Here is a 14,544-nt window from a genome sequence, read left to right as displayed (position 1 = left end):
GCTCGGCATAATTATGGAAGGCTTATGCGCTGTCAACCTCACTCAAACCGCCAGGTTTACAATTGGTTAAAAAACAAACAAACCTGCCTACTCTGTGATGAAGCTGCAGATGGCGCACTGCCTATCTGCACCAACTGCGAGGCAGAACTGCCCTGGCTCGGCGGACATTGCCAGGTCTGCGCCCTGCCATTACCCAGCCAGGGATTGGTGTGCGGGGCCTGCCTGAAAAAGCCACCGAGCTTTAGCAAAGTTGAGGTGCCTTGGCGCTACGCCTTCCCCATCGACAGCCTGATTACTCGGTTCAAGCACCAGGCCAAGTGGCCATTGGGACGTCTGCTCGGCGAGCTTTTGTCACATCATTTGCGCCATGCCTTTGATGATGGCCTGAGCAAACCTGATCTACTACTGCCCGTGCCGCTGGCGGATAAACGCCAACGCCAGCGCGGATTCAATCAAGCAGGGTTGCTCGCTCAATGGCTCAGCCACCCGCTGCAGATACCCCTGCAGCCGCACTGGCTACTGCGGACTGTCGACACGCCGGCGCAGCAGCAACTGGACGCTGCCACACGCAAACGCAACCTGCGCAAGGCCTTTGCCTTGGCGGCGGATAGCCAGGTCAAAGGCCTGCATGTAGCGCTGGTTGATGACGTACTGACCACCGGCGCCACCGCCGAAAGCCTGGCGCGCTTATTAAAGAAAGCCGGCGCGGCGCGGGTGGATGTGTATTGCCTGGCGCGCACTCCCAAACCGGGCGACTGAGCGCGGCCAGCCATCCGCAGCGACATAAGGGTTACACTTTGCGGCCCACTCACCGGAGTCGCCCATGTCCCATCCATTTGCTGCACTCACGCCCGACCTGGTGCTGGATGCCGTGGAGAGCATCGGCTACCTCAGCGATGCCCGCGTTCTCGCGCTAAACAGCTATGAGAACCGCGTGTATCAGGTGGGTATAGAGGATGAAACGCCGCTGATCGCCAAGTTCTACCGCCCGGATCGCTGGACCGATGCCGCGATCCGCGAAGAGCACAGCTTCACCTTCGAACTGGCCGAATGTGAGGTGCCGGTGGTGGCCCCACTGGTGCGCGATGGCGAAACCCTGTTCGAGTATTCCGGCTTTCGCTTTGCGCTATTTCCCCGGCGCGGCGGGCGCGCACCGGAGCCGGGTAACCTCGACCAACTTTACCGCCTCGGCCAGCTGCTCGGCCGCTTGCATGCCGTGGGCTCACTCAAGCCGTTTGCCCACCGTGAAGCCTTACAGGTAAGCAACTTTGGCCACGCATCACTGGCCACCCTGCTCGATGGCAACTTTATTCCGCGCAGCTTGCTGCCGGCTTACGAGTCCGTCGCACGCGATCTACTCAAGCGCCTAGACACGCTGTTCGCCGCCAACCCGGTGCAAGCGATTCGCCTGCACGGTGATTGCCACCCCGGCAATCTGCTGTGCCGCGACGACACCTTCCACATGGTCGACCTCGACGACTGCCGCATGGGCCCAGCCGTTCAGGACTTGTGGATGATGCTCGCCGGCGACCGCCATGAACGCCTCGGCCAGCTCTCGGAGTTGATGGACGGCTACCAGGAATTCCACGACTTCAACCCGCGCGAGCTGCCGCTGATCGAGGGTCTGCGTGCCCTGCGCCTGATGCATTACAGCGCCTGGCTGGCGCGGCGCTGGGACGACCCGGCCTTCCCCATGAGCTTCCCCTGGTTCGGCAGCGAGCGTTACTGGGGCGATCAGATTCTGATCCTGCGCGAGCAAATGGCGGCACTGGATGAAGAGCCGCTAAAGCTGTTCTGATCGGCGCGCTGCCCCGCACCTCACAATGGCAATGCCCTGGAAGGCGAGAGCTCGAGGCGCCCCCCATCAGCGCGTAATACTGGGGATCGCGCCGCGCCCCGAACCTACGACCTGCGCCCAACGACAGCGAATAGAGGGCGCAGACCTAACAGTTACTCACACCGTGTAACGTCAGATTTACACTAATTCTGTGCAGGCCCCTGACAGCCAAGCTGAACGACCAGACAAGCCCCTGCGCCGCGACTAGAATCCCCGGTCTTTAGTTAGCAGCCTAAGCAAGGACCCAGCATGACCACCGTCAACCCGCGTCGCGGGTACATTCTCGGCATAACCGCTTACATCATCTGGGGCCTGTTCCCGCTCTATTTCAAAGCCATACAAAGCGTACCAGCGGTGGAAATCATCGTGCACCGCGCGCTCTGGTCTGCAGTGTTCGGTGCCTTGCTGCTGTTGGTGTGGAAGCACCCCGGCTGGCTACGCGAGCTGCTGGCCAACCCCAAACGCTTTGCCGTGCTGGCACTCAGCGGGCTGCTCATCGCCAGCAACTGGCTGGTCTATGTGTGGGCGGTGAATGACGGGCGCATGCTCGAAGCCAGCCTGGGCTACTACATCAACCCACTGGTCAACGTGCTGCTGGGCATGCTGATTCTCGGCGAGCGCCTACGCGGCTTGCAGTGGCTGGCCGTGGCCTTGGCCGCGCTGGGCGTGCTGCAGCAACTGTGGCAGGTTGGCAGCATTCCGTGGGTATCCCTGGTGCTGGCACTGACCTTCAGTTTCTACGGGCTGATTCGCAAACAGGCGCCTGTGGCGGCCCTGCCCGGCCTGGTGGTGGAAACCTGGCTACTGCTGCCTCTGGCAATCGGCTGGCTGCTGCTGAACCCCGTCGCCATGAGCACTCAAGCGGACTTCTGGAGCACCCCAGAAGCGCTCTGGCTGATCGTCGCGGGCCCGATCACCCTGGTGCCCCTGGTGTGCTTCAACGCCGCCGCCCGCCACCTGCCCTACACCACCCTGGGGTTTCTGCAGTACCTGGCCCCGACCCTGGTACTGCTGCAGGCGATCTTCCTGTTTGGCGAGCATTTCGACCCGAGCAAGTTGCTGGCCTTTATCTGCATCTGGGCTGGCCTGGCGATCTACAGCCTCGACGCCTGGCTGACCCTGCGCAAACGTCGACCTGTTTAAAAAACAACCAGCCCGCTGCAACACATAGCCCGCCTGGGCTGCAGCGGGTTGCCCCACGGTTATCCACAGAAGCATCCCCGGCCTTTGTGCACAACCCTGCGTTAAGTGCTTATTTTTTAAGCAGTTAATCAAAAGCCCCGGGGCACTAAGCAGTGCTCCGGGGCTCCTCATGCTACCCACAGAGTTATCCACACGGGGCGTGGATAACACCCACACGCTACTCCTCGACCCGCAGCTTCAGCTCCACCATCAGGTCATCGGCCAGGCTTTCCAGGTGCCCCTGCAGGTGTTCCAGGCTCAGGCTCTGCGGCACGCCCAGCAACGCTTGGGCTTGAAACAGCAGCTCGCCACTCATCGGCGCCGGCACCACCTCGGTGCTCAAGCTTTCCAAGTTGACGCCCTGACTGCTCAGCAAACGGGTGATATCGCGCACGATACCCGGGCGATCATTGCCCACCAGCTCCAGGTGAATCGGCTGCCAGATGCTCGTCGGCGCATCACCACCCAACGCGATCTGCACGCGAATACCTTGCGCCTGCAGCGCCTCCAGCGCCGAGACCAGCCCGGCATGCGCTGCCAGTGGCACATCGACCCGCAGAATCCCGGCGAACTGGCCGGCCATGCGTGACATACGGCTTTCCAGCCAATTGCCACCATGCTCGCTGATGCAATGAGCCACACGCTCGACCAGCCCGGGCTGATCCTGGGCGATAACCGTCAGTACCAGATGATCCATGTTCTGCTCCTTAATTCAGCGGCTGCTCAATTCAGCCCCAGCCAGTAAGTATAAAAGGCCTCATCACGCACATAACCCAGGCGCTCATAGAGGGCTTGTCCTGGCAGATTGCTCTTTGCCGTCTCCAACTGCAAACCGCAGGCACCGGTGGCTTCGGCGTGCGCGCGAGCGGCGTTCATCAAGGCCTCACCGACACCCTGACGGCGTGCCGGCTCGCAGACATACAAATCACTCAACAACCAAGCCGGCTGCAACGCTAGCGAGGCGAAAAAGGCATAGAGCTGAACAAAGCCCAATGCGCCGCCTTGCGCGTCACGGGCCAGCAGAATCGTCGAGTCGGCGTTGTCCAGCCGAGCGGCAATAAAGTTGCGCACCTGCGCTGCGGGTTTGGCCACGTTATAAAACCCAAGATAGGCGCCAAACATCTCGCTCAGCTCATCCAGGTCTGCGGCTGTGGCGGCGTGTATAGGCATAAGATTCGCACTCCCTAAAAGGTGCAGAGCAGTATAGGTAAGCCCGCACAAACAGATTGAGCGCGATAAACACAATTAACTGTGTACTGTTTTTTGCTTTATATGAAACAATATTAAGAGATTGTAGCGACAAAAAGTCGCACAGAGTGACTGCAAAGCACTTCCTAGTCGCAGCGCGACGCGCACCGACTGATTTTCCCCTGATCTTGATGTAGTATGCCGCGCCTCGGACTACATGACTTATTACCCATGTCCGACGCGGCTATTGAGTAGAGCTGAGCAGAGTGAGGCAAGTGATGACTGAACGCGTTCAAGTAGGCAGCCTGCAGGTTGCCAAAGTGCTGTTCGACTTCGTGAACAACGAAGCCATCCCCGGTACCGGCCTGAGTGCCGAGACGTTCTGGGCAGGTGCCGAAGCGGTCATCAATGACCTGGCACCGAAAAACCACGCCCTGCTCGCCAAGCGCGACCAGATCCAGGCACAGATCGACGCATGGCACCAAGCCCGCGCCGGCCAGGCCCATGATGCAGCGGCTTACAAAGCCTTCCTGCAGGAAATCGGCTACCTGCTGCCAGAGCCGGCTGACTTCCAGGCCACAACCCAGAATGTCGACGAAGAAATCGCCCGTCTGGCTGGCCCGCAGCTGGTTGTACCGGTGATGAACGCGCGCTTCGCCCTGAACGCCTCCAACGCGCGCTGGGGCTCGCTGTACGACGCACTGTACGGCACTGATGCGATCAGCGAAGAAGGCGGCGCCGAAAAAGGCCGTGGCTACAACAAGGTTCGTGGTGACAAAGTCATCGCCTTCGCCCGCGCCTTCCTCGACGATGCCGCACCGCTGGCTGCTGGCTCGCACGTCGACTCCACCGGCTACAGCATTGTTGACGGCAAGCTGGTCGTCGCCCTCAAAGGCGGCAGCAACAGCGGCCTGCGTGATGACGCGCAACTGGTTGGTTTCCAAGGCCCTGCCGAAGCGCCAATCGCCGTACTGCTCAAGCACAACGGCCTGCACTTCGAAATCCAGATCGACGCCAGCACCCCAGTCGGCCAGACCGACGCAGCCGGCGTTAAAGACGTGCTGATGGAAGCTGCGCTGACCACCATCATGGACTGCGAAGACTCCATTGCCGCGGTCGATGCCGACGACAAAGTCGTGGTCTACCGCAACTGGCTGGGCCTGATGAAGGGCGACCTGTCCGAAGAAGTGGCCAAAGGCGGCCAGACCTTCACCCGCACCATGAACCCGGACCGCGTCTACACCCAGACCGACGGCTCCGAGCTGACCCTGCACGGGCGCAGCCTGCTGTTCATTCGTAACGTCGGTCACCTGATGACCAACCCGGCGATTCTCGATGCCCAAGGCAACGAGATTCCGGAAGGCATCCAGGACGCGCTGTTTACCAGCCTGATCGCCGTGCACAACCTGAATGGCAACACCAGCCGCAAAAACACCCGCACCGGCAGCATGTACATCGTTAAGCCGAAGATGCACGGTCCAGAAGAAGTGGCATTCACCACCGAGATCTTCGGCCGCGTTGAAGACGTCCTGGGCCTGACGCGCAACACGCTGAAAGTCGGCATCATGGACGAAGAGCGTCGCACCACCGTTAACCTCAAGGCGTGCATCAAAGCCGCCAGCGAGCGCGTGGTGTTCATCAACACCGGCTTCCTCGACCGCACCGGTGACGAAATCCACACCTCCATGGAAGCCGGCGCCGTCGTGCGTAAAGCCGCCATGAAAAACGAGAAGTGGATCGCCGCTTACGAGAACAACAACGTCGATGTCGGCCTGGCCACTGGCCTGCAAGGCCGTGCACAGATCGGTAAAGGTATGTGGGCCATGCCCGACCTGATGGCCGGCATGCTTGAGCAGAAAATCGCTCACCCACTGGCCGGGGCCAACACCGCCTGGGTTCCGTCGCCGACCGCCGCCGCGCTGCACGCGCTGCACTACCACAAGGTCGACGTGTTCGCCCGTCAGGCCGAACTGGCCAAGCGTGAGCGCGCGTCCATCGACGACATCCTGAGCATTCCGCTGGCCAAGGACACCAACTGGTCGGCTGATGAGATCCAGAACGAACTGGACAACAACTCCCAGGGAATCCTCGGTTATGTAGTGCGCTGGATCGACCAGGGCGTCGGCTGCTCCAAGGTGCCGGACATCAATGATGTCGGCCTGATGGAAGACCGCGCTACCCTGCGCATCTCCAGCCAGCTACTGGCCAACTGGCTGCGTCATGGCATCGCCACTGAAGAGCAGATCGTTGCCAGCCTCAAGCGCATGGCACCGGTGGTTGACCGTCAGAACGCAGCTGATCCGCTGTACCGTCCGCTGGCACCGAACTTCGACAGCAACATCGCCTTCCAGGCTGCCCTGGAACTGGTGGTCGAAGGCGCCAAGCAGCCGAACGGCTACACCGAGCCAGTCCTGCACCGCCGCCGCCGCGAGTTCAAAGCCGCCAACGGCCTGTAACCCGCAGCTGAAGCCACATAAAAAACCGCCCTTCGGGGCGGTTTTTTATTATTGGCTGCCAGCAAAGCACAGGCACAGTGACTTGCATCAGGCTGGCGGCCTCGCTTTTGTTCGACAATTTCAAGCAGATACTCACTTTATTGGCTATAGGAATAGGCATGCCAGCCGAAACCATAATATAGCCATAACGGAATATGACTAAAAAATGACCGAAAAGCGGCATTACGCCACTATATGAACTCGGTATACTCCGCGCCCCTCTTTGGGTACATCTGCCATGTTGAAAAATCTCTCGCTGACACTGAAGTTCTTACTGCTGCCCGCCATTGCCTTGCTGGGTCTGCTGCTGTTCGTGGGCTACACCTCGCTACAACTGGCAAACAACGATGTGCGCCTGGTCACCCTGGAAACCAATAGTTTCCCGACCCTTGAGAAGGCCGATGCGGTGATCTTCCAGTACTCACGTTTACCGGGCCTGCTTAATAGCGCAGTCGCCGCCGGAGAGCTGGAAACCCTCGATGAAGCGCGCAAAGTCCTGACTGACATTGCGGACATGCAGCAGGAACTGCAGACCCTGGTCACCCAAGCGGACCGCCGTCAGGAACTGGACGCCTGGCGGAGCGCAATACAGCGTTACGCGGACAACGCCCTGCCCGCCTCAGAGCAGCTGATTAAAGGCAGCGCCAGCTTTGAAGACCTGGCGCCCAACCTCGGCCGCATGGCCAGTGACTTGGGTGAAGCGCAAAAACTCGGCAATGCGTTCCGTACCCATGCATATGAAGACTTTCAGGAAACCCTGGCGCAAACCCGCACGGACAACGCCACCACCACCCGCGTAGGCTTTGCTCTGTCAGCCATTCTGGTACTGCTAATCAGCATTGCTTCAGTGCTGGTAATTCGCGGCACCATGACCAACGTGCGTGGCGTGATCACCTCACTACAGGCAATCGCCCGGGGTGATGGCGACCTGACTCGCCGAGTGAATGTCGACTCCAATGATGAAATCGGTGAAATGATTCAGCTGTTCAACAGCTTTATCGACAAGCTGCAAGGCACCATCCGCCAGATCATCGAAGCTGCCAGCCCGCTCGCCGGCATGTCCCAGGAACTGTACCGGCTGACTCAAGACTCCAAGGAAAACTCACGTTCGCAGCAAGGCCATACCGACTCGATCAGCCGTGACATTCTGACGATGACCAACAGCATTCAGGAGGTTGCCCACCGTTCACAACAGGCCTCCGAAGAAGCCGGGGCAGCCTCGCAGCAGGCGGATCAGGCGCGCAAGAACATCGGCAGTCTGTCGAGCAGCATCAGCGACCTCGGCAGCAGCGTAATGGGTGCTGTCAGTGCCATGCAGCAGCTGGAAGAGGAAACCCAGCAGGTGGGCTCAGTACTGACCGTGATTCGCAGCATTGCCGAGCAAACCAACCTGCTGGCACTCAACGCCGCCATCGAGGCCGCGCGGGCAGGCGAGCAGGGCCGGGGTTTTGCCGTGGTGGCCGATGAAGTGCGCAACCTGGCCTCGAAAACCGCCGCCTCCACCGCCGAAATCCAGAACATCATTCTGCGTCTGCAGAACAGCGCCAATGGCGTACTCAGCGTGATGACCGCCAATGGCGAAAAAGCTCAGGCGAGCATCGAGCGCTCCGTGCAAGCCACCCAGATACTCGAAGCGATTGCCGGCGCCGTCGGCCATATTAATCAGCTTAATGCTGGTATCGCGCAGTTCACCCAGGAACAAATCGGCCTTTCCAGTTCCATCCAGCAAGATACACAAGTGTTGCAGCAGGACGCACAAGCAACCGCTCAAGGTGCAGAAGCAACGGCTCGTCTCGGCGAACAGTTGGTCAGCACAGGGGATCATCTGCGCGCGGCGACTGCCCAATTCCGCGTTTAACCTGAACACAGGAGCATCACTGCATGTTTAAAGCTCGTCTGCTTCCCTTGGCCATCTGCCTGGCCGCTGCTCCAGCTTTCGCGCTGGAGCAAGGCGAACACCGCTTCAATACCTTTGGTACGGTCGGCATCACCCACCTCGGTGGCGAAGATGATGGCCGTAGCTATGGCATCACCGGCCAAACCACTGACTCCTGGCGCGGCGACCAGCTGTCCAAATTCGGGGCCCAGATCCAGTACGGCCTGACCGATACCGTGGGCATCACTGCGCAAGTCACTGCCAAGCCGGCGCAGGACGACTGGCAGGCCAATATCGAGTGGCTGTACCTGTCCTGGCAGACAACTGACAACCTGATGCTGCGCGTCGGCCGCCTGCGCACCCCGGTGTACATGTACTCGGAAAGCATCGACGTAGGCTTCAGCTACCCGTGGCTGCGCTTGCCTGACGAGGTGTACAGCCAAGTCCAGCTGTCCAACTACGAAGGTGTAGACGCGGTCTACAACATGCCGCTGTCCTTCGGTTCACTGGCCTTCCAAGTCGCCGGTAGCCAAGCTAAAAACCGTGACATCTTCGCCTTCGATGAGATGCACGACATCGACTACGAGAAAGTCTTTGCCGCCAATATCAGCCTGGCCACCAATGACTTCGGTACCCTGCGCGTAGGGTATGTAGAAGCGGATCTCAGCACCGAGATCGAAGACTTCGTCAACCGCCCGAACATCCCTTTCCTCGGCTTGAATGGCCCAGGCGTTCAGCGCTTCCAGACCATTGATAAGCAAAAGGGTAAGTTTACTTCCATTGGCTATCAGTACGACAACGGCACCTGGCTGACCAGCAACGAGTGGACCTCGCGTAGCATCGAAGCTGACAACAGCGGCACCATTGATGCGTTCTACCTGATGGGCGGCCGTCGCTTCGGCGAGTTCCTCACTCACGTGACTTACGCCCAACTGGACGACGATGCTGGTCGGCAGAACTCCTGGACTCTGGGCCTGAACTACAACCTGCTGCCCAACGTCGTGTTGAAAAGCGAATACAAACGCGTAGACACCTCCGGTGGCTATGACGGCGTATTCGTCCGTACCGCACAGGAAGCCTTCGACAACGCCCTGTCCGACAGTTCCAACGGTGCCCTCGGCAGCCCAGCCCGCAACTTTGACGGTGACATCATCAGCGTCGGCGTCGACTTCGTATTCTGAGGAGAGCATTGATGAAGCATTCCATTCAAACGCTCTGCGTCGCCGTGTGCCTCAGCGTTAGCGCGCTGGCTCAGGCCGAAGTCGCAGTAATCGTTAATCCGGGCGCGGCCAAGGCTCCAAGCCAGGCAGACGTCAGCAACATCTTTCTGGGCAAAGACAAATCCATGAAAGGCGTTGACCACAAGGATTGGTCTGCAACCAAGGACAAGTTCTACAGTGCAGTGACCAACAAGAGTGAATCACAGCTCAAATCATACTGGTCTGGACTCGTTTTCACCGGCAAGGGCCAACCGCTACCAAGCGTTGGCGGCGACGCTGATGTCATCGCCAAGGTGGCCGCTGAAGCCGATGCGATTGGCTATGTAGATGCCGCCGCAGTGAATGACAGTGTGAAGGTTCTCTTTACCCTGCCTTAATCATTGCAGCATCGTCATCAGAGCCCTTGGATTGAAAAATCCAAGGGCTTTTTTATGCCTCTTACACAGGGCACCCAACGCCTAGACTTACGTCCAATGGCCTACCCCACAGCGCCAGTCGATCATGCTCATAGAGCAAACCGTGAGGCCACCCATGAGCAGCGCAGATGCAATCGCCCAAGCCGGCAAAACGGCGGTGCTGCAGAACATCCATGGCACCATGGCCTTTCTGCAGAAATTTCCGCCGTTCAATCAGATGGATACCGCTCACCTGGCGTATCTGGTGGAGAACTGTCAGCTGCGGTTTTATGGCGAAGGTGAAACAATCATCAAGCCGACCGACGGCCCGGTTGAGCACTTCTATATTGTCAAACAGGGCCGCGTGCATGGCGAACGCCCGCATTCGGCACGGCGCGGCACGGAAACCACCTTCGAGATCACCAGCGGTGAATGCTTCCCGCTGGCTGCGCTGATCGGCGAGCGCGCCACCCGCACCGAACACCTGGCCGCCGAAGACACCTTCTGCCTGCTGCTGAATAAGCCCGCATTTATCAAACTTTTCGCCCTGTCCAATCCGCTGCGCGACTTTGCCCTGCGCGGGGTCAGCAGCCTGCTCGACCAGGTCAATCAGCAGGTGCAGATGAATGCGGTGGAAACCCTGGGTGCGCAGTATTCGCTGGATACCCGTCTTGGCCAATTGGCCATGCGCACGCCCGTCAGCTGCGCCCCAGAAATGCCGCTGCGCGATGCGGTCAAACTGATGCACGAACAGCAGGTCGGCAGCATCGTCATCGTCGACCCCACACATAAACCTCTGGGCATTTTTACCCTGCGCGACTTGCGCCGAGTGGTGGCGGACGGCAGTGTGCTGGAACAACCCATCGCCAGCCTGATGACCCCTGCACCGTTCTACTTGCCGCCGGATGCCAGTGCCTTCGATGCCGCCATGGCCATGACCGAGCGGCATATCGCCCACGTCTGCCTGGTCGAGCACGACAAACTCTGCGGTGTGATCTCCGAGCGCGACCTGTTCAGCCTGCAACGGGTCGACCTTGTGCACCTGGCGCGCACCATTCGCCATGCCGGACGGGTGGAAACCCTCGCCGCGCTGCGCAGTGATGTCTGCCAACTGGTCGATAACATGCTCGCCCATGGCGCCAGCTCGACACAGATCACTCAGCTGATCACCCTGCTCAACGACCACACCGTGTGCCGGGTCATCGAGCTGACCCTGGAGGACATGGGCGACCCTGGCATCCCATTCACCTGGCTGGTGTTCGGCAGCGAAGGCCGCAGCGAACAGACCCTGCACACCGACCAGGACAACGGCATTCTCTTCGAAGCTCCTGACGCCGCCGAGGCGGCGGCGATACGTGGACGCTTATTGCCACTGGCCCATGAGATCAACCTGCGCCTGGCCCAGTGCGGCTTTACCCTGTGCAAGGGCAATATCATGGCCGGCAATCCTGAGCTGTGCCTGTCGCGCCAGGAGTGGAGTAAGCGCTTTGACAGCTTTGTTCAGGCAACCACCCCGGAAAACCTGCTGGCTTCCACTATTTACTTCGACCTGCGCGCCGTCTGGGGCGCGCCGCAGGGCTGCGAACAATTGCGTCAGGGCATGCTTAAACACGTGGCGGGCAATAGCCTGTTTCAGCGCATGATGGCTGAAAACGCCCTACGCCAGCGCCCACCGGTTGGGTTGTTCCGCGACTTTGTGGTGGCCCGTAAAGGTGCCGAGAAAGACACCCTTGACCTCAAAGTGCAAGGCCTGACGCCCTTCGTCGATGGTGCGCGCTTGCTGGCCCTGGTTCACGGCATCGGTGCCTGCAACACCCTCGAACGCTTGCGCGCGCTAATCGCCCAAGGGGTTATCGAGGCCCAGGATGGTGCGGCCTATGAAGAGGCCTACCACTACATCCAGCAGGCACGCATGCAGCAGCACCAGCTGCAGGCGCGCAATGGCCAAGCCTATTCCAATCGCGTCGACCCCGATAACCTCAACCACCTGGATCGACGCATCCTGCGTGAGTCCTTCCGCCAGGCGCAGCGGCTGCAGAGCAGCCTGGCCGTGAGGTATCAGCTATGAGCACGTTTACCTGGCTGACCGGGCACAAACCGGCACTGACCGAGGCGCAGCTTGAGCGCCGCCAACAGTTAGCCGAGGCTGCGCCCCTCGACAGCCGCACACTGCAGCAGCGCTTCGTCGTCCTCGACCTGGAAACCAGTGGCCTGAACATGCGCCGCGACGTGGTGCTGTCGATCGGTGCGGTGGTAATCGAAAACTCGGCCATCGACCTGAGCCAGCAATTTGAATGCACGCTGCAACGCGAAGGCCACCAGGCCAGCGCCAGCACCCTGATCCACGGCATCGCCCCCAGCGAAATTGCCATGGGCGATGAGCCTGCTGAAGCATTGCTGGCCTTTATGGAGTTTGTCGGCGACAGCCCGCTGCTGGCCTTCCATGCCGAGTTCGACCAACGCATGCTAGCCCGCGCCCTCAAACAGAGCCTGGGCTACCGCTTGCAGCATGCGTTCTTTGATGTCGCCGAAATCGCCCCCCTGCTGTGCCCCAAGGCCAACGTGGGCAACGCCGGCCTGGACGGTTGGACGCAGCATTTCGGCCTGCAGGTGCAGCAGCGCCATCACGCCAGCGCCGATGCGCTGGTCACCGCCGAACTGGCGTTGATCCTGTTTAGCAAGGCGCGCCAGCAAGACCTCGACAACCTGCCGGCGCTGCAACAGCAGCTCAACAGTCGACGCCGTCAGCGCGCGCATTCAATGTAGTCTTCAAACCTCAATACCCTAGAGGGCGGACATACCGAAGTATTGTCCGCCATTGCGCAGGCACAGAATGTAGGGTGGATGACGCTCTTTTCATCCACCACGGGGTAGGCCAGCAATCCTGGTGGATGGATAAAGCGTCATCCACCCTACGCATAACCCTATAAATCGCGCATCAGCAGGCCATAGCCCACCTGCACCTCCGGCGGCACGGGTAGGTACAGCACATGGCCGTCACCAGGGGCGACGGACATCGCCTGGCCGTTACGGTTTTCCAGCTGTTCAAGGCTGAAACGCAGGTTGCCCTGGGGGTCATCAGCTCCAGGCCATCGCCGATGGCAAAGCGGTTTTTCACCTTTACCTCAGCCAACTCGCCGCGCCGCTCGCCCGTCAATTCACCGACAAACTGCTGCTGCTCGGAGACTGAGCTGCCGCGCTGGTAGTTCTGGTATTCGTCGTGCACATGGCGGCGCAGAAAGCCCTCGGTGTAACCGCGATGCGCCAGGGACTCCAGGGTGTTCATCAGGCTCTTGTCGAACGGTTTGCCGGCCACGGCATCATCGATGGCCTTGCGGTACACCTGAGCCGTACGCGCCACGTAGTAGTGGGATTTGGTGCGGCCCTCGATTTTCAGTGAGTGCACGCCCATCTGCACCAGGCGCTCAACATGCTGCACCGCGCGCAGGTCCTTGGAGTTCATGATGTAGGTGCCGTGCTCATCTTCAAACGCCGGCATGGGCTCGTCCGGGCGCGAGGCGTCCTGCAGCAGAAACACCTGTTCGGTGGGCGCGCCAACACCGAGGGTCGGCTCAACGATGCGCACGATATCGCCCAACTCGTTCTGAGCGCCCTGCTCGGCCTTGTATTCCCAGCGGCAGGCATTGGTGCAGCTGCCCTGATTAGGGTCGCGCTTGTTGATATAGCCCGACAGCAGGCAGCGCCCGGAGTACGCCATACATAGCGCACCGTGAACGAATACCTCCAGCTCCATGCCCGGTACTTCACTGCGAATTTCGGCGATTTCTTCCAACGACAGCTCGCGCGACAGGATTACCCGGCTCAGCCCCTGCTGCTGCCAGAATTTCACGCTGGCCCAGTTCACCGCATTGGCCTGCACAGAAAGGTGAATCGGCATCTGCGGGAAATGTTCACGCACAAGCATAATCAAGCCTGGGTCGGACATGATCAACGCATCCGGTGCCATCTCGATTACCGGCGCCAGGTCCTTGAGAAAGGTCTTCAACTTGGCGTTATGCGGGGCGATATTCACCACTACATAGAACTGCTTGCCCTGAGCGTGTGCCTCGGCAATGCCCAAGGCCAGATGCGCGTGGTCAAACTCGTTGTTGCGCACCCGCAGGCTGTAACGCGGCTGGCCGGCATACACCGCATCCGCGCCATAGGCGAAGGCATAGCGCATGTTCTTCAGGGTCCCCGCCGGGGACAACAATTCAGGATAAGCAGGGAGAGTGGCCATAAACCGCGAACTCGGGAAACCAAGGGGGTCGCGATTTTAGGGAGCCCGCCAAAGGGCTGTATTGATCTGTGTCTATGACACGGCCTCAAGCGCTACGCGCAGGCTGACCGC

General features: G+C 60.0%; 11 protein-coding genes and 1 pseudogene. 9 read left to right on the top strand and 3 right to left on the bottom strand.

Features of this window, described 5'->3' with window-relative positions; all coding sequences use genetic code 11:
* Positions 1–24 precede the first annotated feature (24 nt).
* The 3 genes from ACEPAJ_RS05510 to rarD all read left to right on the top strand — a co-directional run bounded on the left by ACEPAJ_RS05510 (position 25) and on the right by rarD (position 2,980).
* A complete protein-coding gene (locus tag ACEPAJ_RS05510) occupies positions 25–759 on the top strand; it encodes a ComF family protein (RefSeq protein WP_425914005.1) in 735 nt (244 codons plus the stop codon).
* 64 nt (positions 760–823) lie between these two features.
* Positions 824–1,798 carry a serine/threonine protein kinase gene (locus ACEPAJ_RS05505; RefSeq protein WP_425914003.1) on the top strand — a complete coding sequence of 325 codons (975 nt, stop codon included), beginning with the start codon at positions 824–826 and terminating at the stop codon, positions 1,796–1,798.
* Between the two features lie 288 nt (positions 1,799–2,086).
* Positions 2,087–2,980 (top strand): EamA family transporter RarD, encoded by an 894-nt coding sequence (gene rarD, locus ACEPAJ_RS05500; RefSeq protein ID WP_425914001.1) that lies wholly within the window; start codon positions 2,087–2,089, stop codon positions 2,978–2,980.
* A gap of 217 nt (positions 2,981–3,197) precedes the next feature.
* Here rarD and ACEPAJ_RS05495 read toward each other — a convergent pair whose 3' ends face one another.
* Positions 3,198–3,716, bottom strand: a complete 519-nt coding sequence (locus tag ACEPAJ_RS05495; RefSeq protein WP_425914000.1) for a glycine cleavage system protein R — start codon at positions 3,714–3,716, stop codon at positions 3,198–3,200.
* Between the two features lie 26 nt (positions 3,717–3,742).
* Positions 3,743–4,189, bottom strand: coding sequence for a GNAT family N-acetyltransferase (locus ACEPAJ_RS05490; protein WP_425913999.1), 447 nt, complete (start codon positions 4,187–4,189; stop codon positions 3,743–3,745).
* Between the two features lie 296 nt (positions 4,190–4,485).
* On the opposite strand from ACEPAJ_RS05490, the gene ACEPAJ_RS05485 reads away from it, so the two are divergent.
* The 6 genes from ACEPAJ_RS05485 to ACEPAJ_RS05460 all read left to right on the top strand — a co-directional run bounded on the left by ACEPAJ_RS05485 (position 4,486) and on the right by ACEPAJ_RS05460 (position 12,959).
* Complete coding sequence (locus ACEPAJ_RS05485) at positions 4,486–6,663, top strand: malate synthase G (protein WP_425913998.1); 2,178 nt, start codon at positions 4,486–4,488, stop codon at positions 6,661–6,663.
* A gap of 277 nt (positions 6,664–6,940) precedes the next feature.
* A complete protein-coding gene (locus tag ACEPAJ_RS05480; RefSeq protein WP_090255050.1) occupies positions 6,941–8,560 on the top strand; it encodes a methyl-accepting chemotaxis protein in 1,620 nt (539 codons plus the stop codon).
* Positions 8,561–8,583: 23 nt separating this feature from the next.
* Positions 8,584–9,759: a porin gene (locus ACEPAJ_RS05475; protein ID WP_425913996.1), complete on the top strand. Its 1,176-nt coding sequence runs from the start codon at positions 8,584–8,586 to the stop codon at positions 9,757–9,759.
* A gap of 11 nt (positions 9,760–9,770) precedes the next feature.
* Complete coding sequence (locus ACEPAJ_RS05470; protein WP_090255046.1) at positions 9,771–10,175, top strand: phosphate ABC transporter substrate-binding protein; 405 nt, start codon at positions 9,771–9,773, stop codon at positions 10,173–10,175.
* Positions 10,176–10,329: 154 nt separating this feature from the next.
* Positions 10,330–12,261, top strand: a complete 1,932-nt coding sequence (locus tag ACEPAJ_RS05465; protein WP_425913994.1) for a putative nucleotidyltransferase substrate binding domain-containing protein — start codon at positions 10,330–10,332, stop codon at positions 12,259–12,261.
* Positions 12,258–12,959 carry a 3'-5' exonuclease gene (locus ACEPAJ_RS05460; protein ID WP_425913993.1) on the top strand — a complete coding sequence of 234 codons (702 nt, stop codon included), beginning with the start codon at positions 12,258–12,260 and terminating at the stop codon, positions 12,957–12,959. Before ACEPAJ_RS05465 ends, ACEPAJ_RS05460 begins: the two co-directional genes overlap by 4 nt.
* Positions 12,960–13,117: 158 nt before the next feature.
* On the opposite strand, the pseudogene yegQ reads toward ACEPAJ_RS05460, so the two are convergent.
* Positions 13,118–14,433, bottom strand: a pseudogene (yegQ, locus tag ACEPAJ_RS05455) (tRNA 5-hydroxyuridine modification protein YegQ).
* Positions 14,434–14,544: the final 111 nt, after the last annotated feature.

This window comes from Pseudomonas sp. GWSMS-1 (assembly GCF_049847425.1).
In the GTDB taxonomy this organism is placed as follows: domain Bacteria; phylum Pseudomonadota; class Gammaproteobacteria; order Pseudomonadales; family Pseudomonadaceae; genus Aquipseudomonas.
The sequence above is the reverse complement of the archived record's forward strand: the minus strand, read 5'-3'. Positions and strand labels throughout refer to the sequence as shown.